The organism is Streptomyces sp. NPDC050422 (assembly GCF_044458665.1).
Classification (GTDB): Bacteria; Actinomycetota; Actinomycetes; order Streptomycetales; family Streptomycetaceae; genus Streptomyces.
Genome location: NZ_JBITIE010000009.1, coordinates 109,426 through 130,671 on the forward strand (window position 1 = coordinate 109,426; position 21,246 = coordinate 130,671).

Below are 21,246 nucleotides of genomic sequence, written 5' to 3' on the forward strand. Positions count from 1 at the left end.
ACCCCAGCCCGCAGGGGTGCGGCGGCCCGCTCACGCGTATCCGGCGGTCAGTGGCCGCCCGGCGCACCGGCGGTGGCCGGCGGGAGCTCCGCCTTCACGCCGGGGTCGCCCGCGTCCGCGGTGTAGTCGCCCGGGGAGGTCTCGTCGATCCCGGCGGGCGCCTTGACGGCGTTCAGGACGAACGTGAGGACGATGACCACCACGACGTTCAGCACGATGGCCGTCAGGCCGATGTAGCCGATCTCGCCGAGGCCCGGGATCTCCTTGGAGGACCCGCCGAAGTGCTTCTGGGTCGGGCTGGCGACCCCGTACGCGGCGAGCGTCCCGTAGGCCATGCCGACCGCCCAGCCCGCGAGCAGCGCCCAGCGGTGGAACCACCGGGTGAACAGCCCGCCGACCAGGGCCGGCATCGTCTGGAGGATCCAGATCCCGCCCAGCAGCTGGAAGTTGATCGCGACCGTCTTGTCCATGGTGAGGACGAAGGCGAGCGCGCCGACCTTCACCAGCAGCGACACCAGCTTGGAGACCTTGGTCTCCTGCGCGGGTGTCGCGTCGGGCTTCAGGAAGTCCTTGTAGATGTTGCGGGTGAACAGGTTCGCCGCGGCGATCGACATGATCGCGGCGGGCACCAGCGCACCGATGCCGATCGCGGCGAAGGCCACGCCCGCGAACCAGTCGGGGAACATGTTCTCGAACAGCTGCGGGATGGCCAGCTGGCCGTTGTCCACCTTGACGCCGGCGGCGATCGCCATGAAGCCGAGCAGTGCGAGCAGGCCCAGCATCAGCGAGTACAGCGGCAGGATCGTGGTGTTGCGGCGGATCACGTTACGGCTGCGGCTGGAGAGCGTCGCCGTGATCGAGTGCGGGTACATGAAGAGCGCCAGCGCCGAGCCCAGGGCCAGGGTGGCGTAACCCCAGTGGCCCGCCTCACCGGGTGCGAGTCCGGCCACCGGTTTGCCGGCCGCCTCGTTCTTCGCCGAGAACGCATCGCCCGCCTTGGCGAAGATGTCGTCGAAGCCGCCGAGCTTGATCGGGATGTAGATGATCGCCACGACGATGACCAGGTAGATCAGCCCGTCCTTGACGAACGCGATCAGCGCCGGCGCGCGCAGCCCGGAGGAGTACGTGTACGCGGCGAGCACCGCGAACGCGATCAGCAGCGGCAGGTCCTTGATGAACCAGTGCGTGTTCTCGCCGCCGCCGACGCCCATCACGTCCAGCACCGCCTGGATGCCGACGAGTTGGAGCGCGATGTACGGCATCGTGGCGAGGATGCCGGTGACGGCGACCGCCAGCGAGAGCCCCTTGGAGCCGAAGCGGCCGCGGACGAAGTCCGAGGTGGTGACGTAGCCGTGCTTGTGCGACACCGACCACAGGCGCGGCAGGAAGGTGAAGATCAGCGGGTACACCAGGATGGTGTAGGGCACCGCGAAGAAGCCGGCCGCGCCCGCCGCGTAGATCGCCGCGGGAACGGCGACGAAGGTGTACGCGGTGTAGAGGTCGCCGCCGAGCAGGAACCAGGTGACCCAGGTGCCGAACGACCGTCCGCCCAGCCCCCATTCGTCGAGACTGTCCTCGTTCTCGGCCTTGCGCCACCGGGCGGCCATGAAGCCGACGACCGTGACGGCCAGGAAGAAGAAGATGAAGACGCCGAGCGCGACGCCGTTCACGCCGTCCTTCATGCTGACGCACCCCCCTTGCGGGCGCGCTGGTCACGCTGCCACAGCTTGTACGCGATCATCGTGAGCGCCGTGGAGATGAGCACCCAGAGCATCTGGTACCAGTAGAAGAACGGGATGCCGATGAAGGTCGGGTCGACCTTGGCGTACGAACTCACCCAGAGCATCGCCACGAACGGCGCGATGAGACAGAGGGCGATAACCACCCGCATGGGTGTGACGGTGGGTGGTTTTCCTTCTGGTTCTTCCGGCATGGCGGCGACTCCGTCCCCTCGCTGATCACCTGGTGTGGGGCCGACCGGCACGTGGGGGGCGGCGTCGCGGGGCTGGGCACGCACATCTGCGACGTTGTCGTCAATCACCAACGCTCCGCGTTGCCTCAATCCTCCGCCTTGCAGCTGCGCGCACCCAGCCCCGCTCCTTCACCCACCCCCCACGTGCCGGTCGGCCCAATGCGCACGAAATCTAGGCGAGGGTCCCGCCCACCGTCACCCCCTGTCCGCATTGCGGTCCGGCAACGGTCCTGTGGCGTCGGACGCCTGGCCGAAATGACGTCAAACGTCGGGGTGTTGGTCCAGGCCAATCAAAGGGGTGGACGCCCGCGGGGCAGCAAACAGCCCCCGCGGGAAGGGTTCCACGGGGGCTGTTCAACGCATCCGGTGACGGCCTCAGTCCAGCGGCCGCTTCAGGCGGGCCACGAACTTGTAGCGGTCGCCCCGGTAGACCGAGCGGACCCACTCGACCGGCTCGCCCTGTCCGTCCAGTGAGTGTCGGGACAGCATGAGCATCGGCAGCCCCACGTCCGTACCGAGCAGGCCGGCCTCGCGCGGGGTGGCCAGGGAGGTCTCGATGGTCTCCTCGGCCTCGGCCAGCCGTACGTCGTACACCTCGGCCAGGGCCGTGTAGAGGGACGTGTACTTCACCAGCGAACGCCGCAGCGCGGGAAAGCGTTTGGCCGAGAGGTGAGTGGTCTCGATCGCCATCGGCTCACCGCTCGCCAGGCGCAGCCGCTCGATCCGCAGCACCCGCCCGCCCGTGGTGATATCGAGCAGCCCGGCGAGTGTGTCGTCGGCGGTCACATAGCCGATGTCCAGGAGCTGGGACGTCGGTTCCAGCCCCTGGGCGCGCATGTCCTCGGTGTACGAGGTGAGCTGCAGGGCCTGCGAGACCTTCGGCTTGGCGACGAAGGTGCCCTTGCCCTGGATGCGCTCCAACCGGCCCTCGACGACCAGTTCCTGGAGTGCCTGGCGCACGGTGGTGCGCGAGGTGTCGAACTCGGCGGCCAGGGTCCGCTCCGGGGGCACGGGGGTGCCCGGCGGCATCGTGTCCGTCATGTCGAGCAGATGTCGCTTCAGCCGGTAGTACTTCGGGACGCGCGCGGTACGCGTGCCCGCGCCCGAGCCCGTCTCGTTCTCCGTACTGCCCCCGTCGGCACCCATGGCCCGCCTTCCCGACTGCTGCGTTGCTGCCGTCACCGGCTCCTCCGTCTGTCGCGGCTCACATGGTGGCACGGTCCGGTCACGGCTCGTCGCCCTCCCTCAGGTGTCGGTCCTGTAACGGACGCGAGTGCACTTCTTATACACCCTTGACACCCCTAAAGGTCTAGGCCAAGCTCCCGGTACTGGTCTAAACCATTAAAGACCAGGTCCCAGCCCCACGGGCAGTACCCGTCGCATGTATTTGTGCGATGGACGGCGTTCTCGGGTGGTGGGGGGAATTCTCTTGCAGCCCTGAGGAGGGTGTCGTGAAGCGCGGACTCATCGCGGCCATTGGCGTCGTGGCTCTGTTGGCCGGTGCCACTGCCTGTGGCTCGGACGACAAGACCGACAGCAGCAGCAAGAAGACCGGCCCCGACAGTTACAAGGGCCAGACGCTGACTGTCTGGGCCATGGACGGCTCGACGCCTCCCGGCTGGACCAAGGACCTGACCGCCGCCTTCGAGAAGAAGACCGGCGCCAAGCTGAAGTTCGAGACCCAGAAGTGGGACGGCATTCAGCAGAAGATCACGACGGCTCTCTCCGAGTCGACCCCGCCGGACGTCATCGAGGTCGGCAACACCCAGACCCCGGCATACGCGGCCACCGGCGGCCTCTCCGACCTGAGCGACCTCAAGAAGGAGATCGGCGGCGACTGGGTCGAGGCGCTCAACGAGTCCTCGGTCTTCGACGGCAAGCAGTACGCCGCCCCGTGGTACTTCGCCAACCGCGTCGTCATCTACAACAAGAAGGTCTGGGCCGACGCCGGCATCAAGGACACCCCGAAGACGCGGGACGAGTTCTTCAAGGACCTGGACGCCATCAAGGCGAAGGGCAAGGCCGAGCCGATCTACCTGCCCGGCCAGAACTGGTACTTCTTCGACGGCCTGACCATCGGCCAGGGCGCGGACCTCGTGAAGAAGGAGGGGGACAAGTACGTCTCCAACCTCTCCGACCCCAAGGTCACCGCGGCCATGGAGCTGTACAAGAAGTACCAGGGCTACTCCAAGGCTCCCAAGGACAAGGACGAGGCCACCCCGCAGCAGGCCGAGGTCTTCGCCAAGGGCAACGTCGGTGCCTTCATCGGCATGGGCTGGGAGGCCGGCACGGCCATCGCGGCCAACAAGAAGATCGAGAGCGACATCGGCTACTTCACCATCCCGGGTGAGACCGCCGAAAAGCCCGAGGGCGTCTTCCTCGGTGGCTCGAACTTCGCGGTCGCCGCGGGCAGCAAGAAGCAGGAGCTCGCCAAGGAGTTCCTGAAGCTCTCCCTGTCCGACCAGTTCGAGGGCCAGCTGGCCAAGGAGAACGGCGTCATCCCGAACAAGGAGTCGCTCAACTCCAACCTGACCGGAAACGGCGCCGCCGAGGCAGCCGCCCCGGCCGCCGCCGTCGGTGGCACCACCCCGCTCATCCCCGAGTGGGCCGCTGTCGAGAACGCGCCGAACCCGATCAAGAGCTACATGACCGCGGTTCTGAACGGCAAGTCCCCGGCCGAGGCCGCCAAGGCGGTCGAGTCGGAGATCAACAAGCGTCTCTCGCAGAAGAGCTGATCGCACGCGCCGGGGGGCGGGCAACGACCGCCCCCCGGCGCACTCGCGTGACTCGACCGTACGGCCCAAGACAGAGATGGCGAGCATGTCAGCGCAGACCGAAAAAGTGGACTCGGTCCCGGCAGCCGGCGTCCGCAAGGACGACGCTCCTTCCGGCGGCCCCGCCGCATCGAGCAAGGGGCGGGCCGGTGGCTCCGCCCCCTACCTCCTCCTCGTGCCCGCACTGCTCGTCACAGCGGTGCTCCTGGGCTACCCACTGGTCAAGAACGGCATGCTGTCGTTCCAGAACCTCAACCCGCGCCAGCTGATCCTCCACCTGACCGAGTGGAACGGCATCGACAACTACAAGGAAGTCCTCGGCAGTTCGGACTTCTGGAGGGTCGTCGAGCGGTCGGTCCTCTTCACCGCGGCCAACGTCGTCCTGATCATGGTGATCGGGATGCTGGTCGGCCTCCTGCTCGCGCGGCTGGGCAAGAGGATGCGGCTGGTGCTCATGCTGGGCCTGGTGCTTGCCTGGGCCATGCCGATGATCGCGGCGACGACGGTCTACCAGTGGCTGTTCGCCCAGCGGTTCGGAGTCGTCAACTACGTCCTCGACAGCCTCGGCTGGCACTCGATGGCCGACTTCAACTGGACGAGCAGTCAGCTGTCCACCTTCTCGCTGGTCACCCTGGTGATCGTCTGGCAGTCCATCCCGTTCGTGGCGATCAACCTGTACGCCGCGTCGACGACGATCCCCAAGGAGCTGTACGAGGCCGCCTCGCTCGACGGCGCCAACTCCTGGAAGAGCTTCACCCTGGTGACGCTCCCCTTCCTCAAGCCGTTCCTGCTGGCCACGACGTTCCTCGAAGTCATCTGGGTCTTCAAGTCCTTCGCCCAGATCTTCGCGATCAACGGCGGCGGCCCGGACCGGCTCACCGAGACCCTGCCCGTCTACGCGTTCGTCGAAGGCGTCGGCAACCAGCACTTCGGCATGGGTGCGGCCATCTCGTTCCTGACGATCATCGTCCTGCTGGCGATGACCGGTTACTACCTGCGCACCGTACTCAAGCAAGAGGAGGACGAGCTGTGAAGCGCTCACTGTTCGGCCGGATCTGGCCCAACCTGACGGCTGTCGTCCTCTTCATAGGCTTCGCGTTCCCCGTCTACTGGATGTTCAGCACGGCCTTCAAGCCGACCGGCGACATCATCACGGACACCCCGGTGTGGTTCCCCACCGACATCACCTTCGAGCACTTCAAGAAGGCGATGGCGGCCGACCACTTCTGGACACTGGTCAGAAACTCCTTCACGGTGACGATCATCTCCGTGGTCGCCTCGCTGGTGATTGCGCTGCTGGCATCCTTCGCGATGGCCCGCATGCGCTTCAAGGGCCGCCGCGGCATCCTGCTGACGTTCATGATCGCGCAGATGGCACCCTGGGAAGTCATGGTCATCGCGATCTACATGCTGGTCCGCGATGCCGACATGCTGAACAGCCTGGTCCCGCTGACGGCCTTCTACATGATGATGGTCCTGCCCTTCACCATCCTGACGCTGCGCGGCTACGTCGCCGCCGTGCCCAAGGAGCTGGAGGAGTCCGCCATGGTCGACGGCTGCACCCGCCCGCAGGCGTTCAGGAAGGTGATCCTGCCCCTGCTCGGCCCCGGTCTGATGGCGACCTCGCTCTTCGGTTTCATCACCGCCTGGAACGAGTTCCCGCTCGTTCTCATCCTCAACAAGGACATCGAGTCCCAGACCCTGCCGCTGTGGCTCTCGCAGTTCCAGACCGCGTTCGGTGACGACTGGGGAGCGACCATGGCCGCCTCCTCACTCTTCGCGATCCCGATCCTGATCCTCTTCATCTACTTGCAGCGCAAGGCCGTCAGCGGCCTCACCGACGGCGCAGTGAAGGGATAACGCCTCCCATGACCACCCTGACTTCCACCACGGACACCGTCACCCGCGACGCCCTCGCCGTCCTGCAGCCGGGCTTCACCGGCACCACCGCACCGGACTGGCTGCTGCGCCGCGTCGGTGAGGGCCTCTCCTCCGTCGGTCTGTTCGGCCGCAACATCGTCACCCCCGAGCAGCTCGCCGCGCTCACCGCACAGCTCCGGGCCGAGCGCGACGACGTGCTCGTCGCGATCGACGAGGAGGGCGGCGACGTCACCCGGCTGGAGGTGCGTCACGGCTCGTCCTTCCCCGGCAACCTGGCGCTCGGCTCCGTCGACGACGTCGCGCTGACCCGAGCCGTTGCCCAGGAGCTGGGCCGCCGGCTCGCCGACTGCGGCGTCAACCTCAACTGGGCGCCCTCCGCGGACGTCAACTCCAACCCCGGCAACCCGGTCATCGGGGTGCGGTCCTTCGGCGCCGACCCCCACCTGGTCGCCCGGCACACCGCCGCGTACGTCGAGGGCCTCCAGGCCGCCGGCGTCGCCGCCTGCACCAAGCACTTCCCGGGGCACGGCGACACCGCGGTCGACTCGCACCACGCGCTGCCCCGCATCGACGTGGACCTGGAGACCCTGCACGCCCGCGAACTGGTGCCGTTCCGGGCAGCCATCGCGGCAGGCTCCAAATCGGTGATGAGCGCGCACATCCTGCTCCCCGCGCTCGACCCGCACCGCCCGGCGACCCTGAGCCCGCAGATCCTGACCGGTCTGCTGCGCGAGGAGCTGGGTTACGACGGCCTGATCGTCACCGACGCCGTGGAGATGCAGGCCATCGCCTCGACGTACGGGATCGAGCGCGGCTCGGTCCTCGCGATCGCGGCCGGTGCCGACGCGCTCTGCGTCGGCGGCGGCCTCGACGACGACAGCACGGTCCTGCGACTGCGCGACGCGCTGGTCGCGGCCGTCCGTGCCGGTGAACTGCCCGAGGAGCGGCTGGCCGACGCCGCAGCCCGGGTACGGGCCCTCGCGTCCTGGACGCGGCGGGCCAGGGGGGCTGTCTCGGAGCCGGGCGCGGCAGTGCAGGAGGGGACCGCGCCCGGCACCGGAAGCAGCAAGGGCATCGGCTCGGACATCGGTCTGATCGCCGCCCGCCGCGCGGTGAAGGTGACCGGCACGGGCGAGCCGCTCACCGGACCGGCCTACGTCGCCGCGTTCACTCCGGTCGCGAACATCGCCGTGGGCGACGAGACCCCGTGGGGCGTCGCCGCCGAACTGGCCCGGCTGGTTCCGGGTACCGGGACGGACACGTACAGCGGCCGCACCGAGGCACCCGCGGCCGGTGTGCTGCGGGCCGCGGGGGAGCGGCGCATCGTCGCGGTCGTCCGCGACGCGCACCGTCACCCGTGGATGACCGAGGCCCTCGACGCGGTGCTCGCGGCGCGCCCGGACACGATCGTGGTCGAGATGGGCGTCCCCCAGGCCGAGCCCCGGGGCGCCCTGCACATCGCCACCCACGGCGCGGCCAGGGTCTGCGGCCTAGCAGCGGCGGAAGCGATCGTGTCACCGAAGTAGAACCAGGAAACGGTCAAGCCGGCCAGGTTAAACCAAGCCCGTCCGGCGATTGAGGACAAAGCCGGTACCGGACGGCCGGGTCGTCACATTCAAGCCCGCCCGGCGCTTGAGGGCAGAACGTCCACGCGGGATGCCCCCGCACGCGAGAGGGCCGGGACACCACACGGTGTCCCGGCCCTCCCGCGTACCGGCAGAACTAAATACCCTGCCACAGCGGCTTCGCCGCATACGTGGCGCGGAAGTAGTCCGCCAGCTTCAGCTTGGACGCCGCCGCCTCGTCGACCACGACCGTCGCGTGCGGGTGCAGCTGCAGCGCCGACGCGGGCACGATCGCGGCGATCGGGCCCTCGACCGTCTGCGCCACCGCGTCCGCCTTGCCCTCGCCCGTCGCGAGCAGGATCGGGTGGCGGGACTCCAGGATCGTGCCGATGCCCTGGGTGATGACGTGGTGCGGCACCTGCTCGATGTCGTCGTCGAAGAAGCGCGCGTTGTCGACCCGGGTCTGCTCGGTCAGCGTCTTGATCCGGGTACGCGAGGCGAGCGAGGAGCACGGCTCGTTGAAGCCGATGTGCCCGTCCGTGCCGATGCCGAGCAGCTGGAGGTCCACTCCGCCGGCTGCGGCGAGCGCCTTGTCGTAGGCCTCGCAGGCGGCCTGGACGTCCTCGGCGGAGCCGTCCGGACCCATGAACGAGGCCTCGGAGAGCCCGAGCGGCTCGACGACCTCGCGCAGCACCACGGAACGGTACGACTCCGGGTGGCCCGCCGGCAGCCCCACGTACTCGTCGAGCTGGCAGATGCGGGCGCGCGACGCGTCCACCGCGCCGGAGCGGACCTTTTCGGCCAGCGCCTGATAGATGGGCAGCGGGGTCGAGCCGGTGGCAACGCCGAGAAGGGCGTCGGGCTTACGGCTCAGCAGGGCGCCGATGGCCCCCGCGATCAGTTCGCCGCCTGCCTTGGCGTCCGGGACGATGACAACTTCCACGCGGGGCCTGCCGATCTGGAGTGAAGACGTGTGGTATAGACCACTTAAAGGCCTAATCTAGCAGAACTCGCGCTCCCGGACACGGCCCCGGTCACCCGTCGGGGACGCGTTGCAGGGCCCCCGGTCAAGTGCGCGCCGGCGCCTTCCGCTGGCGGGCCCGCGGTGCCCCGTGTTGGACTTGACCGACGCATCGCGACACCCCGGGAGGCACCAGACATGTCCGCCACGTACCCGGCCGACGAGAGCGAGCAGCCCGGCCGGATCATGTCCGGCGAGATGGCCGAGCAGCCCGAGATGCTCCGGCGCATCCTCGACCGGGGCGCACCCGCCATCCGGGCGGTGGCCGCCGAGATCGCGGCCAGGAAGCCGCGTTTCGTCCTGCTCACCGCCCGCGGCACGTCGGACAACGCGGCCCTCTACGCGAAGTACCTGCTGGAGATCACGCTCGGCCTGCCCTGCGGCCTGGCCTCGATGTCCACGACCACCGCGTACGGCGCGAAGCCGGACCTCAGGGACGTCCTGGTCGTCACCGTGAGCCAGTCCGGCGGATCGCCCGACCTGGTGGCGTCGACGAAGGCGGCCCGGGAGGCCGGAGCCATCACGCTGGCGGTGACCAACAGCCCGGACTCACCGCTCGCCGCGGTCTCCGAGTACCACATCGACATCCTGGCGGGGCCGGAGAAGGCCCTGCCGGCCACCAAGACGTACACCGCTTCGCTGCTCTGCCTGTACCTCTTCGTGGAGGGTCTGCGCGGCGGCGACGGGGCGGCAGCCGCGATCCTGCCGGAGCTCGCCGAGGCGATCCTGGCCCGCAGGGACGAGGTCAAGGCCCTGGCGTCCCGCTACCGCTTCGCCGAGCGCATGGTCATCACCTCGCGCGGCTACGGCTATCCCACGGCCAAGGAAGCCGCCCTGAAGCTGATGGAGACGAGCTACATCCCCGCTCTGTCCTACTCCGGCGCCGATCTGCTGCACGGTCCGCTGGCCATGGTCGACAACATCTCCCCGGTGATCGCCGTGGTCACCGACGGCCGGGGTGGCGAGGCCCTCCAGCCGGTCCTCGACCGGCTGCGCGGCCGAGGGGCGGACCTCTTCGTGGTCGGCCCGAAGGCCCAGGTGGAAGCGGCCTCCGCGGGGTTCGTGCTGCCGATGGCCGGGGTCGCCGAGGAGGTTCAGCCGATTCTGGAGATCCTGCCGCTGCAGATGCTGGCCTACGAGGTGACGATCGCCCGGGGCCAGGACCCGGACGCGCCGCGCGCGCTCGCGAAGGTCACCGAGACCCGCTGAGGGCCATGCGAACCGGCCCGGGAAGCACGCGGTGAGGGCGGTGGAGCCGGGCCCGGAAACACCCGCGGGCCGCGGCGCCGGGCCGGGACCCTCAGCCCGACCAGCACCGCAGCCCGGAGTAGGACCGCCCGTTACGGGCGGCCGGCTCGGCCGGCGGTGTGCGGTGCCCCCGGCCGGGGAGAGGCACCGGCGCAGTCAGGGCAGAGAGCGCGGGTACCTCGTTCCGCTCTCCTGTGCGGGGAGAGCGGAGGCTCTGTCTTCTGCATTGTGGACTAGACCACTCGCGGTGTCCATCCGCGGGACACGGCGATTTCCGGCCCTTCCTCCTGCACGTACGGGCGGGCCGTCCGGTTCGGAACCTGTGCACATCCACAGGTACGCTCGCACACGTGCCCTCCATGAACGACCTCGTCCGCCAGCACACAGCCCTGAGTGACACCGACCTCGAGTGGCTCCATCTGCTGGTCTCGGAGTGGCAACTGCTCTCCGACCTGTCCTTCGCCGACCTCGTGCTCTGGGTCCCGACGCGTGACGGCACCCGCTACGTGTCCGTCGCCCAGATGCGGCCCAACACCGGCCCCACCTCCTACCAGGACGACATGGTCGGCCACCTGGTCCCGCGCGGCCGCCGTCCGCTGCTGGACGCGGCACTGGACGAGGGCCGGATCGTGCGCGAGGGCGACCCGGAGTGGCGCGAGGAGGTTCCCGTACGGGTCGAGTCGATCCCCGTGCGCCGGGAGGGCCGCGTCCTGGGCGTCATCGCCCGTAACACCAACCTGCTCACGGTCCGTACGCCGTCCCGGCTGGAACTCACCTACCTCCAGTCCGCCTCCGACCTGGCCCAGATGATCGCGGCCGGGTCCTTCCCCTTCCCCGGCCAGCAGGTCGACATGGACGCCTCGCCGCGGGTCGGCGACGGGCTGGTCCGCCTCGACGCCGACGGCGTCGTCCAGTACGCCAGCCCCAACGGCCTCTCCGCCTACCACCGCCTGGGCCTCGCCTCCGACCTGGTCGGACAGCACCTCGGCGGGATCACCGCCGAACTCGCGCCCTCCCGCGGCCCGGTGGACGAGGCGCTGGTCAAACTGGCCAGCGGTTACGCGCCCCGTGAGTTCGAGGTCGAGTGCACGGGCGGCGTGATCCAGCTCCGGGCGATCCCCCTCAAGCCCAAGGGGGTCCGCATCGGCTCCCTGGTCCTGCTGCGCGACGTCACCGAACTGCGCCGCCGCGAGCGCGAGTTGATCACCAAGGACGCCACGATCCGGGAGATCCACCACCGGGTGAAGAACAACCTCCAGACGGTTGCGGCCCTGTTGCGCCTGCAGGCCCGCCGGATGGACTCCCCGCAGGGCCGCGAGGCGCTCAACGAGGCGGTGCGGCGCGTCGGTTCGATCGCCATCGTCCATGAGACGCTGTCCCAGAATCTGGACGAGCGGGTGGAGTTCGACGAGATCGCCGACCGGGTCATCGCCATGGTCGCCGAGATCTCACCCGGCAAGGTCACCTGCCGGCGCACCGGACGCTTCGGCATCCTCGACGCCGAAGTGGCCACCCCGCTGGCGATGGTCCTCACCGAGGTGCTGCAGAACGCCCTGGAGCACGCGTTCGGCGTGGCCGAGTCCGGCACGGTCGAGGTTTCTGCGGTGCGCGGCGGTTCACCCACCGAGGGGCGGTTGCTGATCACCGTTCAGGACGACGGGTGCGGTCTGCCCGAGGGATTCGACCCGCAGCGCGCCGGGAATCTGGGACTCCAGATCGTGCGCACGCTGGTGGAGGGCGAGCTGAGCGGCTCGTTCGGCATGGTGCCGGCGCCCGAGCGAGGCACCCAGGTCGTCCTCGACATCCCGGTCCGCGCCGACAAGTAGCACGTATGAGCGCATTACCGGTCCGCGCGGACAAGTGACACGTAACGCGTTCCCGGTCCGCGCCGACGAGCAGCGCGGACGTACGCACAGCAGAGAGCCCGGACCGTTGGTGAACGGTCCGGGCTCTCTGGTCAAGCATGCGCTTCGGGGGTACTGCGCGCTGCGACTCGGGGGGCGGGGTGATGCGTACACTCCGTACGCGCCGCCTGGCTGAGGTTCGTAGCGGTGGCGTCGGTCAGGCGCTGGCGTTACGCGCCCGGTTGCGAGCGGCGCGGCGCTTCATTGCGCGGCGCTCGTCCTCGCTGAGGCCACCCCAGACGCCGGAGTCCTGGCCGGACTCGAGCGCCCACTGCAGGCACTGCTCCATGACGGGGCAGCGACGGCAGACGGCCTTGGCTTCCTCGATCTGCAGCAGCGCAGGACCGGTGTTGCCGATGGGGAAGAACAGCTCCGGGTCTTCCTCACGACAAACGGCGTTGTGACGCCAGTCCATGGCTGCTACCTCTCCTTGGTATACGTACTGTGGCTTGTGAATGTGAACGCTTTCACGAATCCCCCCGCAAGTGTCGAGCCGACGCCCAGATGAACTGGTTGTGGTCCTGTGCAGTGAGGAGGGGTTCTGGCTCTCAGTGGAGGCCGTTGTTGCGGGCCGTCCCGATCGCCATGTAGAGATTCGCAAACCTCGGCGACGGATACAACCCCTTCTGGAAAGTTTTTTTTGATTCCTCGGTGTCGGCTAGGTCACAGCCGTACTTCTAGAGGGTGGAAGCCAGTCCAAACGTTCGAGTTAAAGGACTTTGGTCCCTTCCACTCACACAATCACACGCAGTGCACGGCGTACGCCTGTGAACGTCACACTCGTACGCAGCCCCAGGTGGTCACCGTCCATCTGGAAGGGCAGTGGGGCCTTTGAATGCAAGGTGAAGTCCGTGAGGTCATGCAGTGAAACAGCGTGCTTGCCGCGCGGGCCCTTTTCCGGGCTCGAAGTGAGCAGCTGCGTGGCGTACCGGGTGACCGCGGCGGTGGACAGACGCTGCAGGCCGAGGACGTCCAGGGCGGTGTCGAACGAGGCCTTCGGGGAGGCGTACATCGGCCGGTTCCCCAGGTAGGTCCAGGGGGCCGTGTTGCAGATTATGGAGAGCGCGAGGTCGGTGACCGGGTCCTGACCGGGCGCCTCCAGCGTGATCATCCCCTGCCGCCGATGCGGCTCCTCCAGGAACTGGCGCATCACCTGGCGCACGTACAGCGCATGGGTCGAACGCTTGCCGCGCTCACGCTGCTGTTCGACGCGGCCGATCACTCCGGCATCGAATCCGAGGCCGGCGCAGAAGGTGAACCAGCGCTCCGGGACGGATTCGTCCTCCGTGCCCGGGGTACCGGCCGCCAGCCCCAGGCCCACCGTGCGCTCGGTCCGGTTGGCCAGCGCGTCCAGAATGGCGCCGGTCGCCTCCACCGCGTCGTTCGGCAGACCGAGGGCGCGTGCGAAGACATTGGTGGAGCCACCGGGAACCACGGCGAGTTTCGGCAGGTTGTCGATGTCGGGGCCGTTGTGGAGCAGGCCGTTCACGACCTCGTTGACCGTGCCGTCACCGCCGAGCGCGACCACGAGATCGATGTCGTCGCTGTCGGCGGCCCGTCGTCCCAGGTCGCGGGCGTGCCCGCGGTACTCCGTGGACACGGCCTCCAGCTTCATCTCGCTGGCCAGCGCGTGAATCAGCACGTCACGGGTCCGCGCACTGGTGGTGGTGGCAGCTGGATTGACCACAAGAAGTGCGCGCATGACTGCCAGACTACCTACCGCGAGGTACGGGCCTGAAGTCCTGCCCGGTTGCCTTCACGCTGAGTGACGAACTGGGCGCGGCGTGCGGGTCCGCGCGTGGCGTGCGCCGGCGATCCGGTGGTGTTTCGACCCCGGCTTCGCTTTCGTGTGCCCGGGATGCCAACCTGCAAGGGTGAGTACTCAGGAGAACGCGCCCTCGCCGATGCCTCTGGCCGAACCGCCGAAGCCGGCCAGGATCACGCTCGTGGCCGGACTCAACGTCCTCGAAGGCGCGGCCCTGGTCATCGGCGGTGTCTACATGCTGGTCATGGGGCTGCTCGGGCGCCCCGACAGTCCGCAGCAGGCCGAAATGGGCGGCCTGACGGTGATCGCGCTGGGGCTGATCCCGCTCATCGCCGCCCGCGGACTGCTCCGGCGACGCAGCTGGAGCCGCGGACCGGCGCTCATCACGCAGATCATCGCGCTGCCGGTGGCCTGGACACTGCTGCGGTCCCACGGGGTGCTGATCCCGGCCGGGATCGTGCTCGCCGCGGTGGCGCTGACCGCGTTCTACCAGCTGGCGAGGCCCACGACCATCGAGGCGCTCGGCATCCGCCGGCCGGGCACGACTCCCGACGCGGACAGCGCCGACGCCTGAGGAGCTGTACGGCGATCCGGCAGCCTCGGGGCGGCCGGATCCGGACGGGGGTGCCCCGCCCGGCCGCCCCTGCGCCCGCCTACTCCTCGACGAGCAGCCGCTCGCGCAGCTGGGCCAGCGTGCGGGCCAGCAGCCGGGAGACGTGCATCTGTGAGATGCCGACCTCCTGGGCGATCTGCGACTGGGTCATGTTCCCGAAGAAGCGGAGCAACAGGATCCGCTTCTCTCGCGGCGGCAGGTCCTCCAGCAGCGGCTTCAGCGACTCCCGGTACTCGACACCCTCCAGCGCCTCGTCCTCGGAGCCGAGCGTGTCCGCGACGGCGGGGGACTCGTCGTCCGTGTCCGGCACGTCCAGCGAGAGCGTGCTGTACGCATTGGCCGATTCCAGGCCCTCCAGAACCTCTTCCTCGGAGATGCCGAGCCGCTCCGCCAGTTCGTGCACCGTCGGCGAGCGGCCGTGCTGCTGGGAGAGCTCCGCGGTCGCCGTGGTCAGCGAGAGCCGCAGCTCCTGGAGCCGGCGCGGCACCCGCACCGCCCAGCCCTTGTCGCGGAAGTGCCGCTTGATCTCGCCGACGACCGTGGGTGTCGCGTACGTCGAGAACTCGACGCCGCGCTCCGGGTCGAACCGGTCCACCGACTTGATCAGACCGATCGTGGCGACCTGGGTGAGATCGTCCAGCGGCTCGCCGCGGTTGCGGAAGCGCCGCGCCAGGTGCTCCACCAGCGGCAGGTGCATCCGCACCAGCCGGTTGCGCAGCTCCGCCTTCTCGGGTGACCCGTCCGGGAGCTTGCCCAGCTCGATGAACAACGCCCGCGCCGCGCTGCGGTCGTGTGGATCGTGGTGCCCGTGCTCGCTCATCTGGCCTGCCCGCTCCGCCTGCGACTGCTCCACCGCGACCGTAATGCCGGCGGGCCCCTGTGCCCCGTCCACCGCACGGGGCACGTCCGCCCCGTCCACCGGATGAGGCAGGGCCTGCTGTTCCGGGATGCCTGCTGCGCGCACCACCCCTGGTCGGATCGTCTCGTCCCGCACAGGACCGTCCCCGTTCCCGTTGCTCACGCCGGCCCGGGTCCCGCGCCGCGCTGTTTGTACAGGCTGATGCTGACCGTACGGTCATCGGCGACCGAGGAGTCGACCTTTCCGGCCAGTGCGGAGAGCACCGTCCACGCGAACGTGTCGCGCTCCGGGGCCCGGCCGTCCGTCGTCGGGGCCGAAACCGTCACCTCGAGAGAATCGTCGACGAGCCGGAACACGCAGCTGAGGACGGAACCGGGCACGGCCTGCTGGAGCAGGATCGCGCAGGCCTCGTCGACCGCGATGCGAAGATCCTCGATCTCGTCGAGAGTGAAGTCCAAACGCGCTGCGAGACCGGCCGTAGCCGTACGCAGCACCGACAGGTAGGCACCCGCAGCGGGCAGCCGGACCTCTACGAAGTCCTGATTCCCGGGCTCGCCTGCGATCTGGGACACCCTCACCTCCAAGGTGGCACAAACTCTTCGAGGATCCGGGAAGGGTCGCCCGGAGCCATGCGGTACGTCTTCGGTTCTTGGTCCGGCGACGCTATCGCGATCCATGATGCCGTGTCGCCGAGACCCATCCCATGACTGTCACTCATGGTAAGCCCATGAGTACACACAGTGGCTAGAGGTCTGCGACGGTCAATTACGAACAACAGGCGCCGGTTTGACGTACCCAGACGTCAGACGATCGAACCGTCCTCGAAGCACCAGCGCCAGCTCTCGCCGGCCTCGAAGCTCCGCATCACCGGATGACCGGTCTCCTTGAAGTGTCCCGTGGCGTGCTGCCGGGGCGACGAATCGCAGCAGCCGACATGGCCGCACATCAGGCAGAGTCGCAGTTGCACGGGGTGGGTGCCCGCCGCGCGGCATTCGAGACAGGTCTCGGCGAGGGCTGCGGGTTCGGGGCGCGGCAGGTCCGGTACATGCGGGCACTCACTCATGATGGCCAGGTTACGACGGATGCGAGGACCGTGAGATGGACGCATTGCCACTGGTGGCGCTGGTGGCGGCCAGTGCGGCGACGGCCGGTCTGGCCCGCCGGACGCCGGTGCCGGCCCCCCTGTTGCTGGTGGCCCTCGGGCTGATCGGCTCGTATCTGCCGGGCGTGCCGACGTACACGCTGGACGCGCACATCGTGCTGCCGCTCCTGCTGCCGCCGCTGCTCTACACGGCGGCCGTGGACAGTTCGTACCTGGACCTGCGGGCCAATATCCGCCCCGTCGCCCTGCTCTCCGTCGGCTATGTGCTGTTCGCCACCGTCGCGGTGGGCTGGCTGGCGTACCGGCTGGTGCCCGACCTGCCGCTCACGGCCGCGCTGGTGCTGGGCGCCGTCATCGCCCCGCCGGACGCCGTCACCGCCGCCGCCATCGCCCGCCGGGTCGGCCTTCCCGCGCGGGTCACGACGATCCTGCAGGGCGAGTCCCTGGTGAACGACGCCACCGCGATCACCGCCTACAAGGTGGCGCTCGCCGCGGCCGTCGGCGAGGGCGTGAGCTGGGGCGGCGGGATCGGCGAGTTCCTGCTCGCCTCGGTCGGCGGTGTCGGCGTCGGCCTGGTGCTCATGGTCCCGCTGCACTGGCTCCGGACGCACCTCAGGGAGCCCCTGCTCCAGAACACCCTGTCGCTCCTGATCCCGTTCGTGGCGTACGCCGCCGCCGAACGGGTCCACGCCTCCGGGGTGCTCGCCGTGGTCGTCGTCGCGCTCTACCTGGGCCACCGCTCCTGGCAGGTCGACTTCGCCACCAGGCTCCAGGAGGCCGCCGTCTGGAAGATGGTCGCGTTCATCCTGGAGTCCGCCGTCTTCGCCCTGATCGGCCTCCAGTTGCCCTTCGTACTGAAGGGGCTCGGTACGTACGCCGTCGGCGAGGCCCTCTGGTACGCGGTGGCGGTGTTCCTGGCGGTCGTCGTGGTCCGGTTCATCTGGGTCTATCCGGCGACCTACGTGCCACGCCTGCTGTCCAGACGCATCCGGGAACGGGAACCCGAGACCGACTGGACCTCGCCGCTGATCGTCGGCTGGGCCGGGATGCGCGGCGTCGTCTCGCTCGCCATCGCCTTCTCCATCCCGATGGTCACGAGCGCCGGCGAGGCGTTCCCGGCCCGCAACCTGGTGCTGTTCCTGACGTTCACCACCGTCATCGGCACCCTGGTCGTCCAGGGGCTCACCCTGCCGGTCATGGTGAAGGTCCTGAAGCTTCCGGGGCGCGACCGGCAGGCGGAGACGCTCGCCGAGGCGCAGGCCCAGAGCGAGGCGTCCACGGCCGCCGAGGCGCGTCTGGAGGAGCTGCTCGCCGATCAGCGCAACTGCCTGCCCCAGCCGCTCACCGACCGTTTGCGCACGGTCCTGGAGCGCCGCCGCAACGCGGTCTGGGAGCGGCTCGGTGCGGCCAATCCGGTGACGGGGGAGTCGGCGGACGACACCTACAGGCGGCTGGCCGGCGAGATGATCGAGGCCGAGCGCGAGGTCTTCGTAAGGCTGCGGGACGAGCGCGGCATCGACGACGAGATGATGCGGACCCTGCTCAGGCGCCTCGACCTGGAGGAGGCCGCGGCCTACCGGGAGGAGTCGGACGACTGATCCTCCGGGGGAGCGTCGGGGCGCGCCGTGATGACGGCTGCCACGGTGGATCCGGAGGGGAACGCGCCCTCCCCGGCCAGCTCGGTCAGCGCGTACAGGAGTTTGGCCACATAGAGCCGTTCGACCGGGAGCCCGTGCCGGTCCTCGAAGTCGTCGGCGAACGTGTGCAGGGCGGGCGTGGTGCGGGCGTATCCGCCGAAGTGGAACCGGTCGTCGAGGGACCACGCTCCGGCCGGTCCGCCGAACGCCTCGCGCTGGAGTTCGCGTACCGCGTCCCCCAGGAAGCCGCCGCGCAGGACCGGGATGCCGAGGGCGCGCTGTCCGGGCGCCAGGCCCGCGGCGAGTCCGGCGAGGGTGCCTCCGGTGCCGCAGGCCACCGCCGCCACGTCGACGGACCCGCGCAGTTCGTGGCCGAGCTCTGTGCAGCCCTGTGCGGCCAGGGCGTTACTGCCGCCCTCCGGGATGACCTCGCACTCCCCGTAGGTGCTCAGCAGGCCCGCCAGGACCCGCGGATCGGTCTTGTCGCGGTACGTGCGGCGGTCCACGAAGCGCAGCAGCATGCCGTCGGCCGCGCACCGGGCGAGCGAGGGGTTGAGCGGGCGGTGGGCGAGTTCGTCGCCGCGGACGACGCCGATGGTGCGGAAGCCCAGCAGCCGGCCGGCGGCGGCCGTGGCGCGCAGGTGGTTGGAGTAGGCGCCGCCGAAGGTAAGTACGGGCCGGCCGGCCGCGGCGCGGAGGTTCGGGGCGAGTTTGCGCCATTTGTTGCCCGGCAGGTCCGTATGGATCAGGTCGTCGCGCTTGAGGAGCAGCGTCACTCCGTGACGCGCGAAGCGCTCGTCCTCGGCCGGCTGCAGGGGTGACGGGAGCACCGGCTGCAGCCGGGAGAGGCCGAGGTCCTGTCCGGACGGCGTGGAGGGCATGGCTCCATTGTGGCCGCGCCCGGGCGGGAGCGGGCTCCGGCTACTTCAGGCGGTCGTGGATCCGTGCCCGCATGGAGGTCATCGAGAAGCCGCGCGGGTCGACCTTGCCGGGCTGCCACTCCCGGTGGCCGATGACCGAACGGGAGGTCCAGTGGTGGTGCCGGCAGACCGCGGCCGCGGCCTTCTCGATGGCTTCGAGCTGGACGGCGGGCCAGGGGTCCTCGCCGTCGCCGAGGTTCTCGCACTCGAAGCCGTAGAAGTGCCGGTTCCCGTCGGTGTTGGCCTCGTTGTCCGTCGGCAGGCCCTTCTCGGCGATGACGGCGCGCAGCACGTCGTCGTCGCCGAGTCCGGCGTGGTTGGCCCGTCCGTAGCCGACCAGGTGCACCCGGCCGTCCTTGGCGATGACGCCGTGGCACAGCGGGCCTGGCAGTGCGGTGTAGCCGTCCCGGCAGATCCGGACGGTCGCGGCGGTGCCCCTGGTGACCGTGTGATGGATCATCACGCCGTTGACCGGCCCCCAGGGGCCTTTGTGGTTGCGGTTGTGGGTGCGCCAGTCGCCGACCTGGACGACGGTGAGCCCTTCGTCCTTGAGGGCGTCGAGAAAGGTGCTCGCGGACATGGGTGAGGACATGACCGACTCCTTCGTGCGTGGGGGGAGTGTGTCCGTACAGCGCTTCTACCCGACGGACGGGGTCCCGGACCAGTTACGGGGAGATTCCGGGGCACTGTTCGGACGCTGTGCGAGCCGATCCGGTCAATTCCGCCCGGCCGTCCCTCAGTTCTGGGCGAGCCACAGGTCGGGGCCGAACACCTCGTAGTGGATGTCGGCCGCCGGGACGCCCTTGGCGAGCAGCTGGGTGCGCACGGCCCTCATGAAGGGCAAGGGGCCGCAGAGGTAGGCGTGGGTGCCGGAGGGGATCACCACGCCGGTCAGGTCGACCAGGCCGGTGCGGTCCGCCGGGTGGCCGGGCTCCGGGTCCTCGTACCAGAAGTGCGCCGCGGCGTCGGGGAGTTTGGCGGTGAACAGGGCGTGGTCGGCGCGCAGCGCGTGGTCGGCGGGGGAGCGGTCGCCGTGCACCACGGTCACCGGCGCGCGGTGGCCGGAGTCCGCGAGGTGCTCCAGCATCGACAGCATCGGGGTGCAGCCGATGCCCGCGGAGGCGAGCAGGAGCGGAGCGCCGGTGGACTTCAGTACGAGGTCGCCGTACGGAGCCGAGACCCGGAGCCGGTCACCGGCCCGGACCTGTGTGTGCAGCTGCTGCGAGACCTCGCCGTCGGGGGCGCCACCGCCGTGGACCCGTTTGACGGTGAACGAGCGGAGTGCCGAACCGGGGGCGGAGGAGAGGCTGTACTGGCGTATCTGGTGCGCGCCGTCGGGGAGTTCGACCTGCACGGACACGTACTGCCCGGGGTGGAAGGCGGGGGCCGGGGCGCCGTCGGACGGGCGGATCTGGAACGTGGCGACGTCTGCGGTCTCCTCGGTGCGGGAGGCCACCTCCCAGTCGCGCCAGACGTCGCCGGCTACGACGCCCTGCTGTGCGTACAGCCGGTCCTCGATGGCGATCAGTGCGTTGGCCATCAGCCAGTAGACCTCGTCCCAGGCGGCCGCGACCTCGGGGGTCACCGCGTCGCCGAGTACTTCGGCGATGGCCGCGAACAGGTGCGTGTGCACGACGTCGTACTGGGCGGCCGTGACGCCGAGCGAGGCGTGCTTGTGCGCGATGCGGTCGAGCATCACGTCGGGACGGGTGTCCGGGTGCTCGACCAGCTGGGTCGCGAAAGCGGCTATGGACCCGGCGAGGGCCTGGCGCTGGGCGCCGGAGGCCTGGTTGCCGCGGTTGAACAGGTCGCGCAGCAGCTCGGGGTGGGCGTCGAACAGCTTGCGGTAGAAGAGATCGGCGATGTCTCCGATGGCCGCGCCGACGGCGGGAAGGGTGGCACGGACGGTGGCGGTCGACGGCTCGGAGAGCATCGTTAACTCCTTGGATCAGAATTGGCATCTCAGATGCGCATTTAAGCTCAGT

The 21,246-nt window shown here is 69.4% G+C and carries 20 protein-coding genes; 8 read left to right on the top strand and 12 right to left on the bottom strand.

The window, feature by feature from the left end; genetic code table 11:
* Positions 1-47: 47 nt before the first annotated feature.
* The 3 genes from mctP to ACIBJG_RS15740 all read right to left on the bottom strand — a co-directional run bounded on the left by mctP (position 48) and on the right by ACIBJG_RS15740 (position 3,118).
* Positions 48-1,682, bottom strand: a complete 1,635-nt coding sequence (mctP, locus tag ACIBJG_RS15730; protein ID WP_399308049.1) for a monocarboxylate uptake permease MctP — start codon at positions 1,680-1,682, stop codon at positions 48-50.
* A complete protein-coding gene (locus ACIBJG_RS15735; RefSeq protein WP_399308050.1) occupies positions 1,679-1,933 on the bottom strand; it encodes a DUF3311 domain-containing protein in 255 nt (84 codons plus the stop codon). Before ACIBJG_RS15735 ends, mctP begins: the two co-directional genes overlap by 4 nt.
* Before the next feature lie 414 nt (positions 1,934-2,347).
* Positions 2,348-3,118: a GntR family transcriptional regulator gene (locus ACIBJG_RS15740; protein ID WP_399308274.1), complete on the bottom strand. Its 771-nt coding sequence runs from the start codon at positions 3,116-3,118 to the stop codon at positions 2,348-2,350.
* A gap of 305 nt (positions 3,119-3,423) precedes the next feature.
* On the opposite strand from ACIBJG_RS15740, the gene ACIBJG_RS15745 reads away from it, so the two are divergent.
* From ACIBJG_RS15745 to ACIBJG_RS15760, 4 genes are all read left to right on the top strand, one after another.
* The gene (locus ACIBJG_RS15745) at positions 3,424-4,707 is read left to right on the top strand and encodes an extracellular solute-binding protein (RefSeq protein WP_399308051.1); all 1,284 of its coding nucleotides are present in this window, start codon (positions 3,424-3,426) and stop codon (positions 4,705-4,707) included.
* A gap of 85 nt (positions 4,708-4,792) precedes the next feature.
* Positions 4,793-5,779, top strand: a complete 987-nt coding sequence (locus tag ACIBJG_RS15750) for a carbohydrate ABC transporter permease (RefSeq protein WP_399308052.1) — start codon at positions 4,793-4,795, stop codon at positions 5,777-5,779.
* Positions 5,776-6,606 (top strand): carbohydrate ABC transporter permease, encoded by an 831-nt coding sequence (locus ACIBJG_RS15755; protein ID WP_306083171.1) that lies wholly within the window; start codon positions 5,776-5,778, stop codon positions 6,604-6,606. The genes ACIBJG_RS15750 and ACIBJG_RS15755 overlap by 4 nt, the downstream gene beginning before the upstream one ends.
* Positions 6,607-6,614: 8 nt before the next feature.
* Positions 6,615-8,153: a glycoside hydrolase family 3 protein gene (locus ACIBJG_RS15760; RefSeq protein ID WP_399308053.1), complete on the top strand. Its 1,539-nt coding sequence runs from the start codon at positions 6,615-6,617 to the stop codon at positions 8,151-8,153.
* Positions 8,154-8,349: 196 nt separating this feature from the next.
* On the opposite strand, the gene nagB is transcribed toward ACIBJG_RS15760, so the two are convergent.
* Positions 8,350-9,135: a glucosamine-6-phosphate deaminase gene (gene nagB, locus ACIBJG_RS15765; RefSeq protein WP_399308054.1), complete on the bottom strand. Its 786-nt coding sequence runs from the start codon at positions 9,133-9,135 to the stop codon at positions 8,350-8,352.
* Positions 9,136-9,351: 216 nt separating this feature from the next.
* On the opposite strand from nagB, the gene ACIBJG_RS15770 reads away from it, so the two are divergent.
* Both ACIBJG_RS15770 and ACIBJG_RS15775 read left to right on the top strand, forming a co-directional pair.
* On the top strand, positions 9,352-10,422 hold the full coding sequence (locus ACIBJG_RS15770; protein WP_399308055.1) for an SIS domain-containing protein: 1,071 nt from the start codon (positions 9,352-9,354) through the stop codon (positions 10,420-10,422).
* Between the two features lie 398 nt (positions 10,423-10,820).
* Positions 10,821-12,287, top strand: a complete 1,467-nt coding sequence (locus ACIBJG_RS15775; protein WP_399308275.1) for a sensor histidine kinase — start codon at positions 10,821-10,823, stop codon at positions 12,285-12,287.
* A gap of 235 nt (positions 12,288-12,522) precedes the next feature.
* Here ACIBJG_RS15775 and ACIBJG_RS15780 read toward each other — a convergent pair whose 3' ends face one another.
* Entirely contained in the window at positions 12,523-12,780 is a 258-nt protein-coding gene (locus tag ACIBJG_RS15780) for a WhiB family transcriptional regulator (protein ID WP_003953983.1), read from the bottom strand.
* A 318-nt stretch (positions 12,781-13,098) separates the two neighbouring features.
* Complete coding sequence (locus ACIBJG_RS15785; RefSeq protein ID WP_399308056.1) at positions 13,099-14,067, bottom strand: diacylglycerol/lipid kinase family protein; 969 nt, start codon at positions 14,065-14,067, stop codon at positions 13,099-13,101.
* Positions 14,068-14,311: 244 nt separating this feature from the next.
* On the opposite strand from ACIBJG_RS15785, the gene ACIBJG_RS15790 reads away from it, so the two are divergent.
* Positions 14,312-14,704: a hypothetical protein gene (locus tag ACIBJG_RS15790; protein ID WP_399308276.1), complete on the top strand. Its 393-nt coding sequence runs from the start codon at positions 14,312-14,314 to the stop codon at positions 14,702-14,704.
* Positions 14,705-14,783: 79 nt separating this feature from the next.
* On the opposite strand, the gene ACIBJG_RS15795 is transcribed toward ACIBJG_RS15790, so the two are convergent.
* From ACIBJG_RS15795 to ACIBJG_RS15805, 3 genes are all read right to left on the bottom strand, one after another.
* Positions 14,784-15,710 carry an RNA polymerase sigma factor SigF gene (locus ACIBJG_RS15795; RefSeq protein ID WP_399308057.1) on the bottom strand — a complete coding sequence of 309 codons (927 nt, stop codon included), beginning with the start codon at positions 15,708-15,710 and terminating at the stop codon, positions 14,784-14,786.
* Between the two features lie 50 nt (positions 15,711-15,760).
* The gene (locus ACIBJG_RS15800; protein ID WP_067163834.1) at positions 15,761-16,174 is read right to left on the bottom strand and encodes an anti-sigma regulatory factor; all 414 of its coding nucleotides are present in this window, start codon (positions 16,172-16,174) and stop codon (positions 15,761-15,763) included.
* Between the two features lie 230 nt (positions 16,175-16,404).
* Entirely contained in the window at positions 16,405-16,665 is a 261-nt protein-coding gene (locus ACIBJG_RS15805; protein WP_362545298.1) for a UBP-type zinc finger domain-containing protein, read from the bottom strand.
* 35 nt (positions 16,666-16,700) lie between these two features.
* Here ACIBJG_RS15805 and ACIBJG_RS15810 point away from each other — a divergent pair, with 35 nt between their 5' ends.
* Complete coding sequence (locus tag ACIBJG_RS15810; RefSeq protein WP_399308058.1) at positions 16,701-18,302, top strand: Na+/H+ antiporter; 1,602 nt, start codon at positions 16,701-16,703, stop codon at positions 18,300-18,302.
* On the opposite strand, the gene ACIBJG_RS15815 is transcribed toward ACIBJG_RS15810, so the two are convergent.
* The 3 genes from ACIBJG_RS15815 to ACIBJG_RS15825 all read right to left on the bottom strand — a co-directional run bounded on the left by ACIBJG_RS15815 (position 18,278) and on the right by ACIBJG_RS15825 (position 21,194).
* Positions 18,278-19,222 carry a 1-aminocyclopropane-1-carboxylate deaminase/D-cysteine desulfhydrase gene (locus ACIBJG_RS15815; RefSeq protein ID WP_399308059.1) on the bottom strand — a complete coding sequence of 315 codons (945 nt, stop codon included), beginning with the start codon at positions 19,220-19,222 and terminating at the stop codon, positions 18,278-18,280. The genes ACIBJG_RS15810 and ACIBJG_RS15815 overlap by 25 nt on opposite strands.
* 40 nt (positions 19,223-19,262) lie before the next feature.
* Positions 19,263-19,853: an N-acetylmuramoyl-L-alanine amidase gene (locus ACIBJG_RS15820; protein WP_399308060.1), complete on the bottom strand. Its 591-nt coding sequence runs from the start codon at positions 19,851-19,853 to the stop codon at positions 19,263-19,265.
* Between the two features lie 144 nt (positions 19,854-19,997).
* Positions 19,998-21,194 (bottom strand): globin domain-containing protein, encoded by a 1,197-nt coding sequence (locus ACIBJG_RS15825; RefSeq protein ID WP_399308061.1) that lies wholly within the window; start codon positions 21,192-21,194, stop codon positions 19,998-20,000.
* Between the last annotated feature and the right edge of the window lie 52 nt (positions 21,195-21,246).

What these genes read in the sequence shown, in the direction of transcription:
- mctP (WP_399308049.1), bottom strand. Translation starts at nt 1,682, where the DNA reads ATGAAGGACGGCGTGAACGGCGTCGCGCTCGGCGTCTTCATCTTCTTC.
- ACIBJG_RS15735 (WP_399308050.1), bottom strand. Translation starts at nt 1,933, where the DNA reads ATGCCGGAAGAACCAGAAGGAAAACCACCCACCGTCACACCCATGCGG.
- ACIBJG_RS15740 (WP_399308274.1), bottom strand. Translation starts at nt 3,118, where the DNA reads ATGGGTGCCGACGGGGGCAGTACGGAGAACGAGACGGGCTCGGGCGCG.
- ACIBJG_RS15750 (WP_399308052.1), top strand. Translation starts at nt 4,793, where the DNA reads ATGTCAGCGCAGACCGAAAAAGTGGACTCGGTCCCGGCAGCCGGCGTC.
- ACIBJG_RS15760 (WP_399308053.1), top strand. Translation starts at nt 6,615, where the DNA reads ATGACCACCCTGACTTCCACCACGGACACCGTCACCCGCGACGCCCTC.
- ACIBJG_RS15770 (WP_399308055.1), top strand. Translation starts at nt 9,352, where the DNA reads ATGTCCGCCACGTACCCGGCCGACGAGAGCGAGCAGCCCGGCCGGATC.
- ACIBJG_RS15775 (WP_399308275.1), top strand. Translation starts at nt 10,821, where the DNA reads ATGAACGACCTCGTCCGCCAGCACACAGCCCTGAGTGACACCGACCTC.
- ACIBJG_RS15780 (WP_003953983.1), bottom strand. Translation starts at nt 12,780, where the DNA reads ATGGACTGGCGTCACAACGCCGTTTGTCGTGAGGAAGACCCGGAGCTG.
- ACIBJG_RS15785 (WP_399308056.1), bottom strand. Translation starts at nt 14,067, where the DNA reads ATGCGCGCACTTCTTGTGGTCAATCCAGCTGCCACCACCACCAGTGCG.
- ACIBJG_RS15805 (WP_362545298.1), bottom strand. Translation starts at nt 16,665, where the DNA reads ATGAGTGAGTGCCCGCATGTACCGGACCTGCCGCGCCCCGAACCCGCA.
- ACIBJG_RS15810 (WP_399308058.1), top strand. Translation starts at nt 16,701, where the DNA reads ATGGACGCATTGCCACTGGTGGCGCTGGTGGCGGCCAGTGCGGCGACG.
- ACIBJG_RS15815 (WP_399308059.1), bottom strand. Translation starts at nt 19,222, where the DNA reads ATGCCCTCCACGCCGTCCGGACAGGACCTCGGCCTCTCCCGGCTGCAG.
- ACIBJG_RS15820 (WP_399308060.1), bottom strand. Translation starts at nt 19,853, where the DNA reads ATGTCCTCACCCATGTCCGCGAGCACCTTTCTCGACGCCCTCAAGGAC.
- ACIBJG_RS15825 (WP_399308061.1), bottom strand. Translation starts at nt 21,194, where the DNA reads ATGCTCTCCGAGCCGTCGACCGCCACCGTCCGTGCCACCCTTCCCGCC.